This window comes from Erythrobacter sp. SCSIO 43205 (assembly GCF_019904235.1).
In the GTDB taxonomy this organism is placed as follows: Bacteria; Pseudomonadota; Alphaproteobacteria; order Sphingomonadales; family Sphingomonadaceae; genus Erythrobacter.
On record NZ_CP063202.1, the window covers coordinates 2269298 to 2292457 of the forward strand.

General features: G+C 58.1%; 21 protein-coding genes. 6 read left to right on the forward strand and 15 right to left on the reverse strand.

Going from position 1 to position 23160, the window contains the following annotated elements; all coding sequences use genetic code 11:
• Nucleotides 1–2: 2 nt before the first annotated feature.
• From INR77_RS10710 to INR77_RS10740, 7 genes are read right to left on the reverse strand one after another with little or no spacing between them, the layout of a single operon-like run.
• Complete coding sequence (locus INR77_RS10710; protein WP_223071046.1) at nt 3–1394, reverse strand: NAD(P)H-hydrate dehydratase; 1392 nt, start codon at nt 1392–1394, stop codon at nt 3–5.
• A gap of 8 nt (nt 1395–1402) precedes the next feature.
• Nucleotides 1403–1759 (reverse strand): hypothetical protein, encoded by a 357-nt coding sequence (locus INR77_RS10715; protein WP_223071047.1) that lies wholly within the window; start codon nt 1757–1759, stop codon nt 1403–1405.
• Nucleotides 1740–3455 (reverse strand): dihydroxy-acid dehydratase, encoded by a 1716-nt coding sequence (gene ilvD, locus INR77_RS10720; RefSeq protein WP_223071048.1) that lies wholly within the window; start codon nt 3453–3455, stop codon nt 1740–1742. The genes INR77_RS10715 and ilvD overlap by 20 nt, the downstream gene beginning before the upstream one ends.
• 42 nt (nt 3456–3497) lie before the next feature.
• The gene (locus INR77_RS10725) at nt 3498–4220 is read right to left on the reverse strand and encodes an N-formylglutamate amidohydrolase (protein ID WP_223071049.1); all 723 of its coding nucleotides are present in this window, start codon (nt 4218–4220) and stop codon (nt 3498–3500) included.
• On the reverse strand, nt 4217–5041 hold the full coding sequence (locus INR77_RS10730) for a 4-(cytidine 5'-diphospho)-2-C-methyl-D-erythritol kinase (protein WP_223071050.1): 825 nt from the start codon (nt 5039–5041) through the stop codon (nt 4217–4219). The genes INR77_RS10725 and INR77_RS10730 overlap by 4 nt, the downstream gene beginning before the upstream one ends.
• Before the next feature lie 19 nt (nt 5042–5060).
• Nucleotides 5061–5360, reverse strand: a complete 300-nt coding sequence (locus tag INR77_RS10735) for a hypothetical protein (protein WP_223071051.1) — start codon at nt 5358–5360, stop codon at nt 5061–5063.
• A 14-nt stretch (nt 5361–5374) separates the two neighbouring features.
• On the reverse strand, nt 5375–7021 hold the full coding sequence (locus INR77_RS10740; protein ID WP_223071052.1) for an electron transfer flavoprotein-ubiquinone oxidoreductase: 1647 nt from the start codon (nt 7019–7021) through the stop codon (nt 5375–5377).
• Between the two features lie 106 nt (nt 7022–7127).
• On the opposite strand from INR77_RS10740, the gene INR77_RS10745 reads away from it, so the two are divergent.
• From INR77_RS10745 to INR77_RS10770, 6 genes are all read left to right on the forward strand, one after another.
• A complete protein-coding gene (locus INR77_RS10745; RefSeq protein ID WP_223071053.1) occupies nt 7128–7937 on the forward strand; it encodes a uracil-DNA glycosylase family protein in 810 nt (269 codons plus the stop codon).
• A gap of 11 nt (nt 7938–7948) precedes the next feature.
• A complete protein-coding gene (locus INR77_RS10750; RefSeq protein WP_223071054.1) occupies nt 7949–9718 on the forward strand; it encodes a lytic transglycosylase domain-containing protein in 1770 nt (589 codons plus the stop codon).
• Nucleotides 9719–9735: 17 nt separating this feature from the next.
• Nucleotides 9736–10266 carry a molybdenum cofactor biosynthesis protein B gene (gene moaB, locus INR77_RS10755; protein WP_223071055.1) on the forward strand — a complete coding sequence of 177 codons (531 nt, stop codon included), beginning with the start codon at nt 9736–9738 and terminating at the stop codon, nt 10264–10266.
• A gap of 22 nt (nt 10267–10288) precedes the next feature.
• Nucleotides 10289–12280 (forward strand): tetratricopeptide repeat protein, encoded by a 1992-nt coding sequence (locus tag INR77_RS10760; RefSeq protein ID WP_223071056.1) that lies wholly within the window; start codon nt 10289–10291, stop codon nt 12278–12280.
• Between the two features lie 47 nt (nt 12281–12327).
• Nucleotides 12328–13437, forward strand: a complete 1110-nt coding sequence (locus tag INR77_RS10765) for a PA0069 family radical SAM protein (RefSeq protein ID WP_223071057.1) — start codon at nt 12328–12330, stop codon at nt 13435–13437.
• Nucleotides 13438–13568: 131 nt separating this feature from the next.
• On the forward strand, nt 13569–13997 hold the full coding sequence (locus tag INR77_RS10770; protein ID WP_223071058.1) for a hypothetical protein: 429 nt from the start codon (nt 13569–13571) through the stop codon (nt 13995–13997).
• On the opposite strand, the gene INR77_RS10775 is transcribed toward INR77_RS10770, so the two are convergent.
• The 8 genes from INR77_RS10775 to INR77_RS10810 all read right to left on the reverse strand — a co-directional run bounded on the left by INR77_RS10775 (nt 13963) and on the right by INR77_RS10810 (nt 22990).
• Nucleotides 13963–14403 carry a DUF1330 domain-containing protein gene (locus tag INR77_RS10775; protein ID WP_223071059.1) on the reverse strand — a complete coding sequence of 147 codons (441 nt, stop codon included), beginning with the start codon at nt 14401–14403 and terminating at the stop codon, nt 13963–13965. The two genes, INR77_RS10770 and INR77_RS10775, sit on opposite strands and share 35 nt — an antisense overlap.
• Nucleotides 14404–14429: 26 nt before the next feature.
• The gene (locus tag INR77_RS10780) at nt 14430–14888 is read right to left on the reverse strand and encodes a DUF411 domain-containing protein (protein ID WP_255573746.1); all 459 of its coding nucleotides are present in this window, start codon (nt 14886–14888) and stop codon (nt 14430–14432) included.
• 5 nt (nt 14889–14893) lie between these two features.
• Complete coding sequence (locus tag INR77_RS10785; RefSeq protein ID WP_255573747.1) at nt 14894–16504, reverse strand: long-chain fatty acid--CoA ligase; 1611 nt, start codon at nt 16502–16504, stop codon at nt 14894–14896.
• Nucleotides 16505–16585: 81 nt separating this feature from the next.
• Nucleotides 16586–20086, reverse strand: coding sequence for a DNA polymerase III subunit alpha (dnaE, locus tag INR77_RS10790; protein ID WP_223071060.1), 3501 nt, complete (start codon nt 20084–20086; stop codon nt 16586–16588).
• Between the two features lie 156 nt (nt 20087–20242).
• Complete coding sequence (locus INR77_RS10795) at nt 20243–20722, reverse strand: glutathione peroxidase (protein WP_223071061.1); 480 nt, start codon at nt 20720–20722, stop codon at nt 20243–20245.
• A 39-nt stretch (nt 20723–20761) separates the two neighbouring features.
• Complete coding sequence (locus tag INR77_RS10800; RefSeq protein ID WP_223071062.1) at nt 20762–21037, reverse strand: hypothetical protein; 276 nt, start codon at nt 21035–21037, stop codon at nt 20762–20764.
• A 47-nt stretch (nt 21038–21084) separates the two neighbouring features.
• The gene (locus INR77_RS10805) at nt 21085–21759 is read right to left on the reverse strand and encodes an ABC transporter ATP-binding protein (RefSeq protein ID WP_223071063.1); all 675 of its coding nucleotides are present in this window, start codon (nt 21757–21759) and stop codon (nt 21085–21087) included.
• Nucleotides 21752–22990: a lipoprotein-releasing ABC transporter permease subunit gene (locus tag INR77_RS10810; protein ID WP_223071064.1), complete on the reverse strand. Its 1239-nt coding sequence runs from the start codon at nt 22988–22990 to the stop codon at nt 21752–21754. Before INR77_RS10810 ends, INR77_RS10805 begins: the two co-directional genes overlap by 8 nt.
• Nucleotides 22991–23160: the final 170 nt, after the last annotated feature.

The following is a 23160-nucleotide window of genomic DNA, read 5'->3' on the forward strand; positions in this document are numbered from 1 at the left end:
GATCAAAGGCACTTTGTGAGCGCGGTTGGAACGCTGTGCGCCAATTGGAGCGGGGTGAAGGCAGGTCCGCAATGCCGCGCGGCTTCGCCATGCAGCCAGACGGCTTCGCAAGCCGCGTGGAAAGGATCAGCGCCATTGGCCAAGCGGCTAAGCGCGATCCCGGCGAGCACGTCGCCGCTTCCTGCAACTGACAGCCACGATGGCGCGGGCCTTGCCAATCGCAAGCGGCCATCTGGTGCGGCTATCACCGTGTCTGGGCCCTTGGCGAGAACAACGATGTTCGCCGCCCGAGCGAGCGCAAGCGCGCGTTCCCGCCGACCTTCTGCGATCACCGCAAAGCTTTTGCAAAGTGCCTCAAGCTCCCCATCATGCGGCGTCGCGAGAATGGGTTGATTCTCGCCGAGCATATCCGGCTTCAACAGCATTAGAGCATCGGCATCCAAAACCAGTGGCTTGCCCGAAGAGATGGCAGCGGTGAGGCGCGCTGTGGCCTTTTCATCGCGCCCAAGTCCGGGACCGACAAGAACCGCCCGGGTTCGTTTGTCGTCAAGCACGGGTTCCAAGTCACCCGACGTTTCGACGAGAGCCGGGTTGTCTCCAGTGGCTTCGCCTTGCCTCGCAAGCTTGATATAACCCGCCCCGCCGCGCATCGCCGCCTCCGCAGCAAGGCGCCCTGCCCCCGGCATTGCGCCGCCAACGATCACTCCAAGACCGCGCGTGTACTTATGAGCGTCGCTTGCTGGCGCGCTGATATTGGGTTTGCGTAGCGGTTCAGCAGCCCCATCAACTGCCTCGACCCCAATCGGAACAAGACGCTGCACGCCCATCTTGTTACGCCCCGGCAGCATGAAATGCGCAAATTTCCATGCGCCAAGCGCCAAGGTAGCATCGAAGCGCGGCAGTTTCTCATTGAGCAAGGCGCCTGTATCGCTTGCAATCCCGCTTGGCATATCGAGCGCGATACGAAACTGATGCCGTTCGGACAGATCGCGCAGGAGCAAAAAATGTGCTGCGCTCAACGGGCGCGTAAGGCCAGAACCAAACAGGCAATCGACGAAGACTTCGCCCTGCACCTCTCCGCCCGAGCTCACGACGCTCTTGCCCCACAGATCGCGAGCCTTTTGGGCTGCATCGGTTTTGGGCGGGTCGGGAGCGACCACCTGCACTTTGAGCCCGGCTTCGCTCAGGCGGTGCGCCATGACATAGCCATCGCCGCCGTTGTTACCGGGACCGCACAGGATCGTGACCCTGCGCCCGGCGGCAATGCGCCTGACCCATTCGCTTGCGCGCCCTGAGGCAAGCTGCATCAGGTCAAAAACAGGCGTGCCTGCGTCGAAAATGCGCTGTTCGGCCGCGCGCATTTGCTCAACGGTGAGGATTTGCTCAACAGTCATTTGTCCGCTCACGCGCCGGAGGGCGCAGGAATGGGCACGCGATATTGATCTCCATCGACCGAAAACTGCCAAGCACCTTGGACCGCTGAGTCCTGCATGATCGCGTTTTCAGCACCGTCGAGCGCGATCACTCCGCTGGCGTCTTCATTGACAGAAAAGCGGCGAAAACCGCCTTCGGGATGGTGGATCAGGAATTTCTGACCCACTTCATCGCCAATCCATTCAAGAGTGCAAACATTCGCAAACTCAGCACCCGCACCGATCGCGCAATCAACCTTGTCGCCTTCGGGTTCGGGCGTTTCGCCCACTCCGCAAGCAGCAAGACCGATTGCGAGAAGGCCCGCACTAAATGTCCGCAAATACATGAGTCTCCGCCTTTGCCCCTGGATGGGTGAGCGCGCCTTTTCGCGCTGGTCCCACGTTTTGAGCATAGCGCCAAAGCGCGCCGGATTGGTAGTCATTCATGCGCGGTTGCCACGCTTTGCGGCGTTCGACGAGCACGTCTTCGTCGACGAGAAGGTCGATTGTGCCCGATTCTGCGTCGATTGAAATTGTGTCGCCATCTTCGACCAAGGCAATCGGACCGCCATCTGCAGCTTCGGGCCCAACGTGGCCAATACAGAAACCGCGCGTCGCGCCGGAGAAGCGGCCATCGGTGATTAGCGCCACTTTTTCGCCCATCCCCTGACCATAAAGGGCAGCGGTGGTGGAGAGCATTTCGCGCATACCGGGGCCGCCCTTGGGCCCTTCATAGCGGATAATGATGACTGACCCTTCGGCAATGTCGCGCTTCTCAACGGCGGCAAAGGCATCTTCTTCGCAATCGAATACGCGCGCCGTGCCAGTGAATTTAAGCCGCTCCATGCCGGCAACTTTTACGATGGCACCATCGGGAGCAAGCGAGCCTTTCAGCCCGACGACGCCGCCTGTCGGGGTGATCGGCTTTGCTACATCGTAAAAGACCTTCTGATCGGGGTTCCAGGTGATCTCCTCGATATTCTCACCCAAGGTTTTACCGGTGACTGTCATAGGATTGGGGTCGAGGAAACCTCCTTCCAGCAGTGTCTTCATACCCATATAGATGCCGCCTGCTTCGTGCATATCCTTGGCAACGTACTTACCGCCGGGTTTCAAGTCCGCGATGTAAGGTGTTGATTTGAAGATTTCAGCAACGTCAAACAAATCAAATTCAATCCCCGCCTCGCTGGCCATCGCCGGAAGGTGCAGCGCGGCGTTGGTTGAACCGCCGGTTGCTGCGACGACGCGCGCGGCGTTCTCAAATGCGGCCTTGGTGCAGATATCGCGGGGGCGTAGGTTAAGTTTCAAAAGCTCCATAACCTGTGAGCCAGCTGCACGAGCAATCTCTTCGCGCGACCGGAAAGGAGCGGGAGCCATATTGCTGTTTGGCAGTGACAAGCCGATGGCCTCGCCCACACACGCCATCGTGTTCGCCGTAAACTGACCACCGCAAGCGCCGTGACCGGGGCACGCAACTTTCTCAAGCGCGATAAGCTCCTGCAGCGGGCAATTGCCAGCGGCGTGTTGCCCGACTTTCTCAAACACATCGACGACGGTCACATCCTCGCCATTATATGTGCCCGGAAGGATCGAGCCGCCGTAAACAAAAATGGACGGCACATTGAGCCGCAACATCGACATCATCATGCCGGGAAGGCTTTTATCGCAACCTGCAAAGCCAACGAGCGCATCGTAGCAGTGTCCGCGAACAGATACCTCGACACTGTCTGCGATAACTTCGCGACTGATAAGGGAGCTTTTCATGCCCTGGTGCCCCATGGCAATGCCATCGGTGACAGTAATCGTGTTGAACCGGCGCGGAGTTCCGCCGTTTGCGATCACACCTTCGCGGCAGATATCGGCCTGCGCGTTCAAGGTTGTGTTGCACGGCGCTGAATCATTGCCCGCACTCGCCACAGCCACAAAAGGCTGTGCGATCTCTTCTTCGGTCATGCCCATGGCATAGTAATAGGAGCGGTGCGGCGCGCGCTCTGGCCCGACTGATACGTGACGCGAGGGAAGCTTGGATTTGTCGAACGACATATAATTACCCGTCAGATTTGATTTGAGTAACGCCCCCTGCCTTTAGTCGAGCGCGAGCGCAACCCTTCCGCACACATCCGCCACCAAAGCAGCCAAGCGCGCCTGATCCGCTCGCGTCGAAATCAGGTCATTGCGGATTTCAATCGCACAATAGGGTCGGCCATGGGCTTCGGCGTGGCGGTTCATTGTCGCGTTCAATTGCTTGCCTGAATATGGCTCATTGTCGCCGACATTGAGCCCCTCGTCTTTGAACAGCCGGATTGCGTGGCGGGCGGCGCGGTCGTCTTCATTGTAGAGTAGGCCTACATCCCATGGGCGCCTATCACCGCCGCTTTCAAGTTTGGGAGTGAAGCTGTGCAGCGAAATAATCAGCTCCGGGCGCGCTGCATCAAGCCATTTGGCGAGCGCTGCGTGATAGGGGCGGTGATAGGTGTCGAGCCGCGCCTCGACATTTGCGCCGATGTTACCGGGGATGAGGTGACCGTCGCTTTCCGTTGGCACGACATGGGGATGATCTTCCTCGCGGTGGAGGTCGATCACAAGGCGGCTCACCTGCGCCATATGGGCAGGGATGCCGTGTCGCCGCGCCATACGATCAACGATCCCGCCTGCGCCGATATCAATCGCGATATGATTTTCGAGCAGACTTTCGGGAATGCCCAAGTGCACATCTTCAGGCACAAAATTCGATGCATGGTCGCATACGCTCACTATGCCGCCCGGCTTCACATCGCCAATGTGTTTGTATGGCAACCCATCGATCATCTCAGTTTCCCGCCGAGCGTCCACCAGTCGGGACGCTCTGTCTTTAACCGCTTAAGCGCGTCGTCACGGGCGCTCTCTTCTTCGTACAACGCAAAACAGGTCGCTCCTGATCCCGACATACGGGTGAGCCACGCATTATCCTTGGCCAGTTCAGCGAGAACCTCGGGGATAACGGGGCAAAGAGCAAAGGCCGGTTCATCAAGGTCGTTACGGCCCTGCTCTGCAATATCACGCGCGGTCCCTTCGGGGAGCGGGCCAAGGTCCTTTTGGCCCCAAGCTTTGAACACGCTCGCCGTTGAGAGCGTTATGCGCGGGTTGACCAGGAGGACCGGTGTGCCTTTGAGATCGTCCTCAAGCGGCTCCAATTCGGTGCCCGTGCCCCGCCCAATTGCGGTTTCGCTGCGCACGCATGAGGGTACATCTGCACCGAGTTTCGCTGCGCGCTCCTGCCAGTCGTCGGGGAGGCCGTGGAGGCGCTCGACCAGCCGGAAAACAGCGCCTGCGTCCGCCGAGCCTCCCCCAAGGCCAGCGGCGACGGGGAGATTCTTTTCGAGGGTGATGTTTAGGCCCTGTTCGAAATCACGCGGTCGCGGGAGTACGGACAGTGCCTTGGCCACCAGATTGTCGAAGGGATCGTCGATCCCGGCTGCGAATTCGCCGAGTGTGGTGACTTGGTCCTGCTCGCTGGTTTGAGCGCTCAGCGTGTCGCCGGCGTCGACGAAGGCGAACAGCGTTTCAAGCTCATGATAGCCATCCTCACGCCGCTTGCGGACATGCAGCGCAAGGTTGATCTTGGCGTAGGCGGTTTCATTATAAGTCATATTTAGGCGCCAGCGCCAATTATTCGATCATTGCTGCGCAAGCATATTCCACTTCTCGACCGCTTTCATTCATTTCCTCTGCAAATTCAGAGCATGCCTGAAAGTTATCGCCGTATCCGTAAAATACAGCAGTCCGGTCATCTGGAGCCATGGATGACACTTTAACGAGCCATGCGGGAGAAGATCCCAGTCCCTCGGTGTTTCCCTTCAGAGCTTCTTGAAGGCGCGCGTCACGGTTTTGGTATTTATCGCCCTCTGCCTCAAAGCACGCGGAGGTTGCCAATAGCACGAACAACACCAGAGCCAGATCGCCACGCATGCTCATCACTCCCATCACATATTCGGATAGTTAGGACCGCCCATCCCCTCTGGGGTCACCCAGTTGATGTTCTGGTTGGGGTCCTTGATGTCGCAGGTCTTGCAGTGGACACAGTTTTGCGAGTTGATTTGGAAGCGAGGTTCTTTGCCCTCTTCCTCAATCCACTCGTATACGCCCGCTGGGCAATAGCGCGAGGAAGGTCCGCCAAAGACGTCGTATTCGCTGGCCTTCTGAAGATCGAGATCACCCACCTGCAAGTGAACCGGTTGGTCCTCTGCGTGGTTGGTGAAGGAATAGGCCACATTGGTCAGGCGGTCGAAGCTGATCACACCATCCGGCTTTGGATAGTCGATCTTGGGATACATATCCGCACGGCCCGTCATGGTGTAGTCGGGGTGGTGCTTCATGCTGATCGGCAGTCCGATTTTGAGTGTGCGCATCCACATATCGGCGCCGGCAAGGATGGTGCCGATGTCTTCGCCATATTTCGCAACGGCTGGCTCTGCGTTTTGAACCAGTTTGAGCTCGTCCGCGATCCAGCTTGAACGAACGGCAGGCTCGTAGCTTTGCAGTTCCGGCTGGCTGTCGTGGTTGCCGATTTCTTCAGCAATGGCTTCTGCACACAGCATCGCGCTCTTCATCGCGGTGTGCGAGCCCTTGATGCGCGGCACGTTTACGAAACCAGCTGCACAGCCGATAAGAGCACCGCCGGGGAAGGCGAGCTTTGGCACAGACTGCCAGCCGCCCTCGTTAATCGCACGCGCGCCATAGGCCACGCGGGTGCCCCCTTCGAGCATTTCGCGGATCGCGGGGTGCTGTTTCCAGCGCTGGAACTCCTGATAGGGTGAAACCCAGGGGTTTGCGTAATCAAGCGCGGTGACAAAGCCGATTGCGACCTGATTGTTCGCCTGATGGTAGAAGAAGCCGCCGCCCCAGGTGCCGCTTTCTGAAAGCGGCCAGCCTTGCGTGTGGATCACACGGCCCGGAACGTGCTTTGCAGGGTCGATGTCCCACAGCTCTTTAATGCCAAGGCCATAAACCTGCGGCTCGCAATTGGCCTCAAGGTCGAATTTCGCCTTGATCGATTTGGTCAGGTGCCCGCGCGCGCCCTCGGCAAAGAGGGTGTATTTCGCCTCGATATCCATGCCGGGCTGATAATCGGGCTTTTTGCTGCCATCTTCGGCGATGCCCATGTCCTGTGTAGCGACGCCTTTGACCACGCCATTGTCGTCATAGAGGACGCCTGAGGCAGGGAAGCCGGGGAAGACCATCACGCCAAGCGCTTCGGCCTGTTCGCCAAGCCAGCGGGTCATATTGCCAAGCGAGCCAGTGTAGCAGCCCTTATTGCTCATCAATGGCGGCATGATGAAGTGCGGCAGAGAGGTTTTGCCAGTCTTCGAAAGCGACCAGTGCCAGTTATCCGTCACCGGCGTTTCGGCCATCGGGCAATCCATATCGCGCCAATCGGGGAAAAGTTCATCGAGAGCTTTGGGATCGACCACCGCGCCCGAAAGAATGTGCGCGCCGATTTCTGATCCTTTTTCAAGGACTACGACTTCGAGTTCTTCGTTCAGTTGCTTCAAACGGATCGCAGCGGAAAGGCCGGCTGGCCCACCACCCACAATCACAACGTCGCATGGCATTGATTCGCGTTCGCTCATCGGCTTTTCTATCCCAATCTGTCGTTTCGCGAGCTTTCTCGCATATTATGTGCGCAAGTGCACTTGCTAAGCGTTAGTCTCACAGTCAAGGGGGGCTTTGAACACTATGACTTTAGCCGACCCTACCTTAAGCTACGAATTGAAGGCCGCCATGGATTGGTGGCGGCTGGCGGGCGTGGACAGCGACTTTGTCGATGACGCTACGGATTGGCTTGGCCGGGGCGAGCAGCTGGACGGCGGAAACGCGCCTGAAAATGCGTGCCTCCCTGTGTCAGACGAGAAGTCGGCGCAGCACCCAAAACAAAGCGATCAAAGAAGCCAAAATCGCTTGGCTCCTGAACCAAAGGTGGTTGAGCGGGTCGATTTGCTGGGCGCGAATCCCCCTCAGACGCTCGAAGAGTTCCGCGAATGGTGGCTCACCGCACCCGGCCTCGATGCCATCGGCCCGCGCGGGCGGGTCGCGCCAAGGGGGCCACAGAACGCTGATCTGATGGTTCTGGTCATCGACCCTGAACAATCAGATCGCGACACGCTTTTAAGCGGGCCGCAAGGTCGCCTCCTCAACCGAATCATTGCGGCTATGGGAATTAACCAGGAATCGGTCTATTTCGCCTCTGCCTTGCCTCGCCACACGCCAATGGCGGACACTGCGGCAATTGCTGCATCGGGAATGGATGAAATAACCAAGTTTCACGTTAACCTTGTTTCCCCGCAGCGCGTCTTGGCTTTCGGCGCAGGCATCCCGCCGCTTTTGGGCCACGGATTAACGAATGACCTCTCGCTTTTACGCGAAATCAACCAAACAACGCGATCTCTACCGCTGTTCGTGACCGAGGGGCTGGATGCCATGATGGCAATGCCCCGATTGAAGGCGCGGTTCTGGCGGAGATGGATCGAATGGTCGGTCAAGGGATGAACTTGAAATCAATGCGTAAAGCTCTTGCCGGGATTGCGGTGTTGTCCTCTGCTGCCTTTGCGCCTGTTGTGACGGTTGAAGCGTCCGCGCAAAACGGCAGTCTGGTTGCGCAATACGACCGCTCAGGTCCGCAAAACAGTTCTATCCCGACGCAGCTCAGCCAAGCCGAGCGCCAGCATTACGCCCGCGTTTTTGCAGCGATTGATGCTGAGAACTGGGACGAGGTGAGCGCGCTTCTCAATCAGCGCAGTGACAGCATTTTGCATCAAGTCGCACTCGCTGAGTTTTACACCCACGCCAACAGCCCCAAGGTGTCCGCCGAACAAATCTCCGAATGGTTCAACTACGGCACTCACCTGCCTCAGGCTGAACAACTTGGTCGGCTGGGGACGAAGCGCGGGCTTGAATGGCTGCCCGCTTTTCCGCGCACAATTGATCTGGCGCGCCAACCCGGCATCACCAAACGCACCCGCCCACGCTCCATTGATGATGGCACCATGCCAGCGCAAAGCCGCTCTGCCATCCTTGATGCCATCCGCAATGACGATCCCATGGGCGCTTATGCGACCCTTCAGGAAGTTGACCCATACCTGAGCTCAGAAGCACGCGCAGAATGGCGGCAACGCGTTGCATGGAGCTTTTATATCGAGAACGATGACCAGAACGCTCTCGCGCTCGCTCAGGTCGTATCGGAAGGGTCCGGCCCGTGGGTGGCTGAGGGCGAATGGGTCGCTGGCCTTGCCGCGTGGCGGCTTGGCTCATGTCAGGAGGCCGCAGACGCCTTTGCCAGAGCAGCAGACCGGTCCACCAACGCCGAACTGACATCGGCAGCACATTATTGGGCGCACCGCTCGCTCATCCGGTGCCGCGATCCGCAGGCGGCGCAAGTGCACCTGCAAAACGCGGCGCGTTACAGCGAAACCCTCTACGGCCTTCTTGCGGTTGATCAATTGGGTATCGAAGTTCCCTCGGCTGCTCCGGTCCAACCGCTTTCCAGCGACGAGTGGAGCACTATTGCGCAGCGCCCTAACGTGCGCACTGCCAAAGCGCTGGTCGAAATTGGTCGCCACGCCCTTGCCGATGAAGTGCTGCGCCATGAAGCGCGCACCGGATGGGCCGATGACTATTATGCCGTCGCCAAACTTGCGCGCGAGCTTGGCCTTCCCTCAACACAGCTGTTCATGGCGAATTATGCCCCGCGCGGGATGCGCGCCGATCCCTCGCTGCGCTTCCCGGTTGCGCACTGGCAGCCACGCACAGGTTGGCGGGTGGACCCTTCGCTCGCCTTTGCTCACGCATTGCAGGAAAGCAATTTTCGCGCTCGTGCCGTCAGCCCAGCCAACGCGCGCGGCCTGATGCAGATTATGCCGGGCACAGCGCGCGATCATAACCGCCGTTTGAACCTTGGTGCGTCTTACGCCGATCTCAACGATCCAGAGGTGAACCTCGCATACGGCCAGCAACACCTTGAGATGCTGCGCGATTCCGGTGCGACACAAGGCCTGCTGCCGAAGATCATGGCTGCCTATAACGCCGGCCTTACCCCGGTTGATCGCTGGAATTATGAGATCAACGATCAGGGCGATCCGCTCTTGTGGATGGAATCGATCCCTTATTGGGAAACGCGCGGTTATGTCGCCATCGTGATGCGCAATTACTGGATGTATGAGCGCGCCGCTGGCGTCCCCTCACCTAGCCGCCGCGCACTTGCGCAAGGGCAATGGCCAACCTTCCCGCTTCCAGCTAGAACCCGCTCTGCACGGATCGAATATCAGCAGTAACGCAGGAAGGCATAGAAGTGGCGATTGACGAGAGCAGGACGTTCAAACCGATTAACATCGCCGTTCTGACAGTCTCTGACACGCGCACATCTGAAAACGACACGTCAGGCGATATTCTGGCCGCGCGGGTGACAGATGCAGGTCACACGCTGGCCGCGCGCACAATCGTCAAAGATGACGCAGAGGCCCTCACCGCTCAATTCAACGCGTGGATCGATGATCCTCAAGTGGATGCGATTGTCTCCACCGGAGGGACCGGGCTGACAGGCCGCGATGTCACTCCCGAGGCGTTCTCGATGATCGAGGGCGCACGCGATATTCCCGGTTTTGGCGAATTGTTCCGTTGGCTCTCCTACAAGACCATCGGCACCTCCACCGTTCAATCGCGGGCTTGCGCAATCGTTGCACGCGGCACCTATCTCTTTGCCCTTCCCGGCTCTAACGGAGCGGTCAAAGACGGCTGGGACGGCATCCTTGCCGAGCAACTCGACAGCCGCAATCGCCCGTGTAACTTTGTCGAGCTCATGCCGAGGCTTAGCGAGAGATAGCTGCAAAAAGGGGGGCGACACGGTGCAGCTTTCTCAAGCGGATAAAGAGGCCCTTATCGCGCTGTTCCAACGCGGCGACTTCGAGAAATGCTTTGCGCGCGCCGACATCTTGACGCGCACCCACCCAAATGCGTTGGATGCGTGGAATTTGCGCGGTGCAGCCGCCTTCCAGCTGGAACGGATCGACGAGGCGGAGCTAAGCTTTCGACAGCTTGAAACGCTTGCACCTGATCTTCCCAGCGGGCCCTATAACCTTGGGCAGGCGCTTGAAAAAACGGGTGCATGGGAAGATGCGGCCAAAGCCTACCAAAGAGCGATCCACTTAGCGCCAGAGTCCGCACTGGGACACCTTAGCCTCGGCCATCTTCATCTGCGTCTTGGCAGTCTGGACCTTGCTCTTGCGCATTCAGAGCGCGCCGCTCAATTGCAGCCGACTTCGCCTGAGGCGCACAATAATCTTGGCACCGTCCTCGAACGGCTGGGCCGATTGGAAGAGGCGCAAGCGGCCTTCGAGCGCGCAGTGCAGATCAAAGGCGATTTTGTCCCCGCGCTCTACAATATCGGGACAGTCGAAAGCGCGCACAGGCGGCACGGCGCGGCAGCCGATGCCTTTCGCAAAGTTCTTTCAGTCGAACCCAATCATGCGCTTGGAAAGGCCATGTTGCTCCACGAACTCAGCCACCTTTGCGCCTTTGACGAGATGGCTGAGCACAGCGACGCAATCCCCGATCTGGGCGTAAAAGGCGCAGCGGTCCCGCCGTTTGTGATGCTGCCACTAGAGGATCATCCCGCGCATCAACTGACCCGCGCGCGCAATTGGGCAGAGGCGAGATACGGCTCACTCTCCCCCACACAGCGCACCTTTGCAAAACCCAAATCGCGTCCCAATCGTTTGCGCATTGCTTACTTGAGCGCAGACTTCCGCGATCACCCCGCAATGCGATTGATGTCGGGAGTGCTTGCCGAGCACGACCGCTCACGTTTCGAAGTGCACGCGATCAGCTATGGCCCCCACAGCTCCGATGAATGGCGCGCAAAAGCAATAAACGCAGTCGATCATTTTCACGATGTTCATGACCAAGCAGACAGCGAGGTTTTCGAGCGTTTGGAAGCCCTTGACCTCGACATCGCAATCGAGCGCCAAGGGTTCACGCAAGGCACCCGCATCGACTGGCTCGCCCGTCGCATCGCGCCGGTTCAAATCAGCTACCTTGGCTATTGCTCTGGCACTTCGCTGCCATTTATCGACTATATGGTCGCGGATAAGGTTATAATCCCTGAGCAGTTGCGCGCGCATTATGACGAGAATATCATCTGGCTCCCGGACAGCTATCAACCGGGTAACAACACGCTGGAAATCGCGCAGGAGCGGACCACGCGGGAGCAGCATGGCCTGCCCGATGATGCGATAGTGCTTTGCTGTTTCAATAGTCTTCACAAACTAAGCCCGCAGGTTTTCGCAATCTGGATGCGGATTTTGCAGCGCATTAAAGGCAGCGTCTTGTGGCTGCTCGGCTCAAATGACGAAGCGCATGGCAACCTTCGCGATGCGGCCGTGCGAGCGGGGATTGACCCTGCGCGCCTGATCTTTGCGCAGCGCATCCCCCACGCAGAGCATTTGGAGCGACACGCCCACGCCGATCTCTTCATCGACACAGCCCCCTACGGCGCTCACACCACCTGCAATGATGCGCTTTGGGCGGGCCTTCCGGTGATCACTATGGCCGGGCAGCAAATGTCTGCGCGCGTTGCGGCAAGCGTACTGACGGCAGCAGGTTTGCCGGAGCTTATTACGCCGAACTGGCAGGCGTATGAGGAGCTGATTGTCGATCTTGCAGGAGATAAAACGCGGCGCGATAGTTTCAGCGCAAAGCTTGCAATGGCGCGGGGGACAGCACCCATGTTCGACACCGCGCTTTACACCCGCCATCTCGAAGATGGATTTGATGCCGCCTATGCACGGTTCTTGAAAGACGAACCGCCCGCAGACATCACGGTTCAAAAGCGCGATTGAGAAACTCTGGACGGGCGAATACCGTTTGTTCTATATATGTTCTCATCATGAAAGCACCGAACCACCCCGATTCTGTCAAAGGCCGAGGCGCGCCGTCTTCGGATGTCTCCACGCGCTTTGGGCTTGCCACGCGCGAGACGGATGGCGACTGGCGCGATTATGTGGCGAGCCTTGGATCAGACGACGCGCCGCCAGTTAAATTGCGTACGAGTGTGACTGAGGAGGCGCCTAAGACTATCCTTTCCTTCAACGCCTCACCCGATGTGCCGTTTGATCGTTCGGTCAACGCCTATCGCGGGTGCGAGCATGGGTGCATCTATTGCTATGCGCGCCCCACCCATGCCTACCATGATCTGTCGCCCGGCCTGGACTTTGAAACGCAGCTTTTTGCCAAACCCGATGCGCCTGAACTCTTGCGCAAAACGCTGGCGAAACGCGGGTACAGGCCTGCACCGATTGCGCTTGGCACCAACACTGATCCGTATCAACCGATTGAGAAACGGTATGAAATCACGCGGCGGATTCTGGAGGCGTGCCTTGATGCGCGCCATCCGGTGACGATCACCACGAAGTCAGACAGGGTGCTGCGCGATCTTGATTTGCTTGAGGAAATGGCAGCGCGAAGGCTTGTGGCGGTGGCGGTTTCCGTGACCTCGCTCGACTCTGTGCTATCGAGCAAATTGGAGCCGCGCTGTGCGGCCCCTGCCAAACGGATTGCGGCGCTGGGCAAGCTGGCTGCTGCTGGTATTCCGGTTCATTGCTCAGTCTCCCCTATTATCCCTGCGATCACCGATGAGTTCATGGAAGAAATCATCGCGCGCGTTGCCGATGTGGGCGTCAAAAGCGCCAAGTGGATCCCCCTTCGCCTTCCGCACGAAGTCGCGCCCCTGTTCCGCGAGTGGCTCGCCGTCCACTACCCCGACCGGTCAAGCAAGGTGATGCGTATCGTGCGCGAGATACGGGGCGGGCGCGATAATGACCCCGGCTTTCACACAAGGTTCAAGCCAAGCGGCGTGTGGGCCGATATGTTCCGCGCACGCTTTCGGCTTGCTTGCAAGCGCGTTGGCGTGGGTCATGGCAAAACGGCGCCCAAATTTGAGCTGGATTGTTCGCAATTCCGCGCACCTGAAGTGGGCGGGCAAATGCGGTTGTTGTGAGCACACCGCACACCATCCAAACGTCACCCCAGCGAAGGCTGGGGTCTAGGGCTTCAAAATGCTCGCTTGCCGCTAGAGATCCCAGCTTTCGCTGGGATGACGGGAGAGAAGCAAGGCGCTATGTATAGACGATGAAACGTCCCGAAATCATAGCCGACTTGCAAAAGCTCTATAATGGCGGAGTTAGCGTGAGCGGTTGGGCTGGTGACGCGGGAGAAGAAACCGTAAGGCACTTCTCGAAGAAGATGAACATTGCTGAAGAGGTCGTTCTCAATGACATCGCGTTAGACACCGCGCGAGGATTTCTTGCAGGCGAGCTGACTTGGGAGTTCGGCGACTGGGTGGCAAATAAGTGCCTCTTTTCAGGCATCACCAATTTCGGGCTGAGTGGCGGCACTGTCGATGCTCCCGAACTATGGTGGGAGGTATACCTAGCATTTGATCACAGCGAAACTGTAAGCGAGAATACGGCCGAGGTCGCAAGAGACGAGCTTTTAGAAGTGTTCTCAAGCAGAGGCTTGGACCTCACCCAAAGCCCCCACCCGTCTCACCTGGCTTAAAACGCATCAGTCGGCTGTCCAACAATGCCGCCGTCCGGTTCACCACGGCTAGCTGATAGTCGGGATCCTTGATCATAGCGAAGAAGGCGGCGGAATTGGGGTATTCGGCGACAAAGCCATCGTGCCAGACTTTTTCATCGGGTTCGGGCCCAGTGACCATCGTTTGAAACGCGCCTCGCCAGACGATTTTGCCGCCTACGCCTGCGAAAATAGGCCCGGAGGTCTTGCCATATTCCTGATAGGCGCGCCGACCGGTCCAGCCATTGCCGTGGTGCTCATGGCCCTCCGGATATTCCGCCAGATCGCGGTAGCGCAACAGGTTGAGCATATGGATAGGCTCATCGCGCGGCAGGTCTTTGAACGCCTGAAAATTGGCAGGTGACGGGTCGATATAGACTTTGGCCATGGGGCCTCTCCTTGAATTGTCAGCGATCAGGCAGAAGGGCCGTGGGTTGACCATACGCGGTGGCGGCCATCGCGCATGATGAGCACCACCTGATAGCGATCAACGCGCCCGCCCTGCTCCATCCCGGGAGAGCCCACAGGCATTCCGGGAACGCTGAGCCCCACGGCATCGGGCCGCTCAGCCAGCAGGCGCTTGATGTCTTCGGCAGGCACGTGGCCTTCGATGACATAGCCCTCAATCATGGCGGTGTGGCAACCGCGCAGGTTTCGCGGCACTCCTGCAGCATCAGCGACCGGGTTGAGGTCCTCGACGTTGCGCACCTCCGTCGTGAAGCCCGCCGCCTTCATGCGTTCGACCCATACAGCGCAGCAGCCGCACCACGGCGTCTTAGCCACATTAATGACACTCGCAGCAGCTGAGGATGTGCAAGCGAGAAGAGCAAACGGCGCGATCAAAGCCGCAAGGCGAGAACGGGTCAGCGTCATAACTCTCACGCCTCCAATTTATAGTCGGCGAAGCGGTCGCGCAGATCTTTCTTCGAAATCTTGCCGGTCGCTGTGTGCGGAATGTCGTCCACGAACTCGACCGCATCAGGCAGCCACCATTTCGCGATCAGCGGCTTCAAGTGTTCGATTATATCATCGGCGGTCACATCTGAGCCTTCCTTGCGAACGACAAAGAGCACAGGACGCTCGTCCCATTTGGGGTGGAACATTCCAACGCACGCTGCCTCGGCAACGCCCGGATGGCCGACGGCTGCGTTCTCAAGCTCAACCGAGCTGATCCATTCACCGCCGGACTTGATCACATCTTTGGTCCGGTCGGTCAGCTGCAATGTGCCATCAGGATGAATGATGCCCACATCGCCTGTGTCGAACCAGCCTTCGTTATTGGCTGCATCCTTATCCGCCTTGAAATAGCGCTTGATGATCCACGGCCCGCGAATTTGCAGCGCGCCCGAAGTCTTGCCATCGCGCGGCAATTCGGTTGCCATATCGTCCAAATCCACCGTGCGCAGCTGCACTCCGTAAATCGGGCGGCCCTGCATACAGGTTTTGTCGACTTTCTCCTCAAACGAAAGCTGATCCCAGTCAGCGGTCGGTCCGCCAACGGTGCCGATGGGCGAGGTTTCGGTCATGCCCCATGCGTGCTGAACGCGTGTGCCGTTTTTCATGAGCCGCTCGACCATAAAGCGCGGCGCGGCTGACCCGCCAATAGTGGCCGCCTTCAATGGTGGCAGGTCGATGCCTTCCTTGTCGCAATATTGGAAATGCGCAAGCCATACGGTGGGAACGCCAGCGCTGTCAGTCACGCCTTCGTCCAGCATCAGCTGGTGCAGAACCGCAGGGTCGTTAACGGCAGAGAAGACGAACTTCACCCCTGCCATCGCGCCCGCATAGGGAAGCCCCCAGGACGCCGCGTGGAACATTGGCACCACAGGCAGCATCACGGATGAACCGGAAAAGTTGAACGAAGCCGGCTGCATCCCCGAAATTGCGTGCAGCATTGTGGAGCGGTGTTCGTATTGCACGCCTTTGGGATTGCCGGTGGTCCCGCTGGTGTAACAGATCATGCAAGGGTCGCGCTCGTCTCCCATGTACCATTCGTAATTGCCGTCTTGCGCACCGATCCAGTCTTCAAAGCTCTGCGTGTGCTCGCCGGAATCGAAGCAAATATAATGTTCTACGGTCGTCCAGCGCTCCTTCATCTTGTCGATGATCGGCTGGAATGCCGCGTCGTAAATCATCACCTTATCTTCGGCATGATTGACGATGTATTCGAGCTGATCTTCAAATAGGCGCGGGTTTACCGTGTGCAGCACCCCGCCCATACCAGCAACGCCATACCAGCTGACAAGGTGGCGCGAGTGGTTCATCGCCATGCTGGCAACACGCTCTCCGGGTTTGAGGCCAAGCGCCTCCAACGCCTGCGCCATTTTCAGCGCATCTTCGCGGACCCCCGCCCAATTGGTGCGGGTGATCGAACCGTCGGCCCACCGGCTCACAATCTCGCGCGTCCCGCTTTCTCGCGCGGCATGGTCGATCACGCCATTGATCCGCAAAGCCTGCGATTGCATTTCGCCAAGGGATTGGGTGCGCATAAGAATATCTCTCCTCAAAGTCTCTCTTTGAGGGGCAGAATGGCGTGAGAATGCGCGCTTTGCAATTGCCCTTTCAGGGATTTATGCGACGAGCTTCAGATTGGCGCGCCCGCGTGCGGGGGTCAGGGTCACGTTCGAAATACCTTCCACCCCTGTCAGCCGTTCAGCCAGATCGCCATTCAACGCATAGTTTGTGCCTAACCGCACATGGGCTTCTTCATCATCACCCAAGATCAGCCGCAAAAGCACTTCGCCCTGCGCCGCTGGGGCGGTAACAAGCTCCAGCTTCAGTTGAGTGATCGCATCGAGCGAACTTACATCAGCGCGAAGGATCATCGGGATTGAGCCGGAGACTGCCGCCAATGGCCTTGCACCGCGTACAGTCAAGCGTGGAGGCTCGCCCGGATTGGGGCTGTCGAGTTCCACGGTCAACAACACACATTCGCCACTGGCTGCCCATTCTGGGAATTTATCGACCAGGCTTTCCTCAAAGCACGCGCTGGAAAACTGGCCCGAAGCGTCCGAGAAGTCGGCTCGAATGAATTCAGCACCTCGTTTGGTGCGCCCCTTGCTCGCGCCTTCAACCATGGCAGCGATCATGGCAGTTGAGCGGCCACCGGCGGGAGCCCCGCCTTCCATCAGGCTTTGATAGGTGCGCGCGCCATGAGCGGATGCCGCCTCGCGATATTGCTGCACCGGATGGGCGGAAAAATAGAAGCCGAAGTTTTCGCGCTCCTTCGCCATCTGGTCAATCCGTGACCAGCTTTCTGCAGGTTGCAGCCGCAAGCCCTCTTGCGGAGCATTGTCGCCCCCGAATAATCCGCCCTGCCCGCTGGACCGCTCGCGCGCTGCGGCCTCTGCAGTCGCGAGCAGCATATCAGCATTGGCAAATAGCTCCCCGCGATTGGGATGCAAGCCGTCGAGTGCACCTGCGCAAATAAGGCCCTCCAATTGTCGGCGGTTCATTGAGCCTTGGGGAATGCGCTCGAAAAAGTCTTTCAGGCTTTCATATTTGCCATTCGCCTCACGCTCGGCAACGATGGCCTCCATCGCCTTTTCCCCGACGTTGCGAATGCCTGCAAGCGCATAGCGGACCGCGTAACCATGATCGGTTTGTTCTGTGGTGAATTTGGCTTGTGAGAAGTTGACATCCGGCGGCAGAACTTCAACGCCGTTACCCCCTTCGCGCTCCACCGGGTAGCGGCGGGCATCATCGACGAAGACGCTGAGCTTTTCCGATTGGTGCATATCAAAGCACATGGACGCAGCGTAGAATTCTTCCGGGTAATGCGCCTTCAACCACGCGGTTTGATAGGCAAGCAGGGCGTAAGCGGCTGCGTGCGATTTGTTGAAGCCGTAGCCTGCGAACTTGTCGATCAAGTCGAACAATTCATTCGCCTGCTTCGCCTCAATATCTGAGACTTCTTTGCACCCTTCGACAAAGCGGCCGCGCTGAATGTCCATCTCAGCCTGGACCTTCTTACCCATAGCGCGGCGCAGCAAGTCTGCATCGCCCAGCGAATATCCGGCAAGGATCTGCGCTGCCTGCATCACTTGTTCCTGATAAACGAAGATGCCGTAGGTTTCCTTGAGGATGCCTTCGAGCTTAGGGTGCGGATATTCAATCGGCACCTCGCCCGCTTTACGCTGTCCGAACAGCGGGATGTTGTCCATCGGGCCGGGGCGATAGAGCGAGACGAGTGCGATAATGTCGCCAAAGTTCGACGGCTTCACGGCTTTGAGCGTGCGCCGCATCCCTTCCGATTCAAGCTGGAAGACGCCGACGGTGTTACCGCTTTGCATGAGGTCGTAAACGCCTGTGTCATCCAGCGGCAGCGCGCCCAGATCAATCTCGATCCCGCGCTCTGCCAGAAGGTCCACGGCCTTGCGCAAAACAGAGAGCGTCTTGAGTCCCAAGAAGTCGAATTTAACAAGGCCGCTGCTCTCGACATTCTTCATGTCATATTGCGTCACCGGCATATCCGAACGCGGATCGCGGTAGAGCGGAACGAGCTGCGACAAAGGCCTGTCGCCAATCACAACGCCCGCTGCGTGGGTCGAGCTGTTGCGCGGTTGCCCTTCCAATTGCAGCGCAAGATCAACGAGGCGTTTCACCTCATTGTCATTGTCGTACTCTTTCTTGAAATCCGCCGCGCCATTTAATGCGCGCGGCAGAGTCCACGGATCGGTCGGGTGATTGGGCACCATCTTGCACAAGCGGTCGACCTGACCATAACTCATCTGCAAAATACGCCCGCAATCGCGCAGCACCGCGCGCGCTTTCATCTTACCAAAGGTGATGATCTGCGCGACGTGATCGGCCCCGTATTTACGTTGTACATAGCGGATAACTTCACCCCGCCGCGTCTCGCAAAAGTCGATATCGAAGTCAGGCATGGACACACGTTCCGGGTTCAGGAACCGTTCGAACAGCAGGCCCAGTTTGATCGGGTCAAGGTCGGTGATCGTCAAAGCCCACGCGACGATTGAGCCCGCACCAGAACCACGTCCCGGCCCCACCGGAATGCCGTGATCCTTCGCCCATTGGATGAAATCGGCAACGATCAGGAAGTAGCCGGGGAAGCCCATGTTGACGATGATGCCGATCTCATAGTCAAGCCGGTCGAAATATGCCTTGCGATCCTCTTCGCTGAGGTCTTCGTAGGCCGACAACCGCACTTCAAGCCCCGCTTTGGATTGCTCGGCCAGCATTTTCGCCTCGCCCTCCAGATCGCCTGCAAGGCTGGGGAGGATCGGTTTACGGTAAGGCGGCGCATAGGCGCAGCGCTGCGCCACTACGAGCGAGTTGGAGAACGCTTCGGGTATGTCGATGAAAGTGTCCCGCATCATATGCGCCGACTTCACATAGGCGTCCTGGTTTGTGCGCGGGCGCTCTTCGTTTTCGATATAAGTCGAATTGGCGATGCACAGCATGGCGTCATGCGCCTTGTGCATATGAGGCTCTGCAAAGTTGGCGGGGTTTGTCGCAACCAGCGGAATATTGCGCGCGTAAGCCATGTCGATCAGCGCATCTTCCGCGCGCTCGCACACCGGATCGCCGTGTCGGGCAAGTTCGATGTAGAGGCGGTTCGGGAAAAGCATCTCCAGCTTTTCAACCAATGCGCGCGCGGCGTCCGCCTGCCCCTCAGCGAGAAGCCGCGTCAAGGCCCCCTCGCCCGCACCCGTCAATGCGATCAACCCGTCGGAATGACCTTCGAGCGAAGCCAGTTCGACATGGGGTTCAAGTTCAAGCGGGCGGTCAAGGTGCGCGGCAGAGACAAGATGGCACAAATTGTCATAGCCCGCCTCATCCTTCGCAAAGAGCGGGAGATAATCGACGAGCTTGCCCTCTGACCCCTCTCGCGCAACACCAAGGAGCGTTCCGATGATCGGCTGCACTCCCTCGGACTTGCAGGCGTTGGCGAACATGACCGCACCATAAAGTCCATTGCGGTCGCATATGGCGATAGCGGGAAATTCGCGTTCCTTTGCCAGCTTGGCAATCGCTTTTGGATCAATCGCCCCTTCGAGCATCGAATAGGACGAAAAAACGCGTAAAGGGACGAATGGAGCGTATGGCATGGCGCAGAATATGCGCTTTCACCGCTGTTTCGCCAAGGGCAGCTTCCACAGGAAAAAAGCCCACCCGCAACCCCTCCCGCAAGCGGGAAGGGGAGCGAGACTTTGCAAGCCGCAGGCGTGCTTGGTCGCAGCGGGGTGGGCCGACGCGCTAGTCCTTTAAAGCAGCTTCTCAATGTCCTTAGCGATGGTCTTTGGCGCGTCCTGCGGGCCATAGCGCTTCACAACGTTGCCATCGCGGTCGATCAGGAATTTGGTGAAATTCCATTTGATCGAAGTTGAGCCCATCAGACCCTTCTTCTCCGATTTCATCCAATCGAACAGGGGCGATGCGTTTTCGCCATTCACATCAATTTTCGCCATGAGCGGGAAAGTCACGCCGAAATTCACCTTACAAAACTCGGCAATCTCATCGGCATTACCGGGTTCCTGCGCGCCAAACTGGTTGCACGGGAAACCCAGCACTTCGAAATCCTGATCCTTGAATTGCTGATAAAGCTTTTCGAGCCCGTCATATTGCGGGGTAAAGCCGCATTTCGACGCGGTGTTCACAACGAGCAGAACCTTGCCCTTCTTGGTCGAAAGATCGAGCGTCTCACCGCGGTTCGTGGTCACTTGAAAATCGGCAATAGTGGTCATGGGAATCTGCCCTCTAAGGCTGGATTGAAGTCGCGTTTCCTATGACGGAAAATCATCCCGACTTGCAAGCGCCACGGCCTCTTCGGCTGAATATTCGCGGTCGCCTTTTTTCTCGATCACATATTTGCCGCGCTCTTCTTCGGGCAGCATGGTGATATGCTTGATCATCTCAGCGAAGGTGCCGCGGCGGATGGCACTGGCGCCCGAAAGCACGCCGTCAGCACTTGATTTGTCGTGCAGCGATGCGCGATCGTCCCATGCGAGCTCGCCGGTTTTGAGCGGGGTGCCTTTATAACTGCTTGGATGGTCTGCCATTTTCGTTCTCCTTTAAATGGCTTACCCATCACATCGCCACTGGTTCCCTATTCCAGCACGCCGTCATGCAGTCGCACAACGCGGTCCATACGCTGTGCAAGCCGTTCGTTGTGAGTGGCAACCAAAGCCGCGCTTCCCTCACCGCGCACAAGCTCAAGAAACTGGCCAAGGACGGTGTCCGAAGTCGCTTCATCAAGGTTGCCCGTGGGCTCGTCAGCCAGCACCAAGGTCGGGCGATTGGCAAGCGCTCGTGCGACGGCCACGCGCTGTTGCTCACCGCCGGAAAGCTGGCTTGGCCGATGGGTGAGGCGGTGGCTGAGGCCAAGACTGGTCAGAAGGCTCTCAGCGCGCGCCTTCGCCTCGTCTTCGGGCGTTCCCGCCACCATTTGCGGCATCACAACGTTTTCGGTCGCGTTGAAATCGGGCAGCAGGTGGTGGAATTGATAGACAAAACCCAAATGCTCACGCCGAACGCGGGTGCGCTGATCCGATGCCATATTCTCGGCCCGCTCGCCCGCTATGTTGATGGAGCCTTCAAAGCCCCCTTCAAGAAGCCCCACAGCTTGCAGCATAGTCGATTTGCCCGACCCCGACGGCCCCAGAAGCGCCACGATTTCGCCCGGCATAATGTCGAGATTGACCCCGCGCAGCACATCTATGCGCGTGCCGCCCTGCTCAAAGCTGCGTTTCAGGTCGCGCAGTTGAACAATTGGCTCACTCATAACGAAGCACCTGAACAGGGTCAGTGTTGGACGCTTTCAACGCAGGATAAAGCGTCGCAAGGAAGCTCAGCCCGATGCCCAGGACTGTGATCCCGGCAATCTCCCACGGATCAACTCGCATCGGCAGCGTGGTCAGGAAGCGCACTTCGGGATCCCACAATTGCGCGCCAGTGAGGAAAGAAATGCCGTCAACGATGTTGTTACGGAAAAACAGGAGAAGAAAGCCGAGCACAAGCCCTGCCCCCGTTCCAATCGCGCCAATCGTCGTGCCGGTGGTCACAAAAATCTTTAAAAGACTGCGCCGTGTCGCGCCCATCGTTCGCATGATGGCAATGTCGCGCGTCTTTGCCCGGACCAGCATCACAAGGCTCGACAGGATGTTAAAACTCGCCACCAACACCATGAAACTGAGAACAAATGAGGTGACCATCCGGTCGATTTCAAGTGCTTCGAAAAGGGTGGAATTGATCGTCTTCCAATCCGCGATCACTGCTTTTCCCTGAAGTTCCGGTTCAAGGCTGCCCAATATACCGCCGACATTATCGGGGTCGGTCACTGTCACTTCGATCAGGCCAATCTTGTCGCCTAAAAGGAGCAGCGTTTGCGCATCCTCCATCGGCATGACGACGAAAGTTTCGTCAAAATCATACAAGCCGATCTCAAAAATCGCGCCCACCTCATAACCAACCTGACGGATCGACGTGCCAAAAGGCGTGGTTCGCCCTTGCGGGTTGATGATGGTGATCGTGTCACCCACGCGAATGCCCAGATTGCTCGCCAACTGAATGCCCAGCGCAACCTTGCCAGAGCCCGGCGTCACACTCGCCATGTCGCCAAGGACGACCTTGTCAGAAAGCCCCGCGATATCCTCTGCCGTGTTGCCACGCACAAAAATCGCTGCATTGCGGCCATTGTATCCGGCGATCAGCGGTTGTTCGATCAGGGGCGAGGCGCTGGTCACGCCTTCGGTTGCCTGCACTTTTGCAAGCACATCTTTCCACCCTTCAAGCTCACCGCCGTACGCCTGAATGACCGCATGGCCGTTGAGGCTTGAAAATTTGTCGAGCATTTCGCTGCGAAAGCCGCCCATAACGCTCATCACAGCGACCAGAAGCGCCACAGAAAGCATCACAACGCATACAGAGATGCCCGCAACAAGCGCGATAAATGCCTCGCCTTTTCCGGGCCATAGATAGCGCTTGGCGATCATTTTTTCGAAAGGGGTGAGCATGGGGGAAGCGCTTTTGTAGGACAGTGTGTGAACGCAGGCTTTAAGCGCGCAGTCGCCAGCGCACAATGCGCTTTTGGCGGTTACCCGGTTCAATCTGTGCGTAAATGGCTCTCGTGCATCGCCACCCCCCGCGCTTAAGCAAAATCTCGTGGAGCGGCCCGGAAGAATCC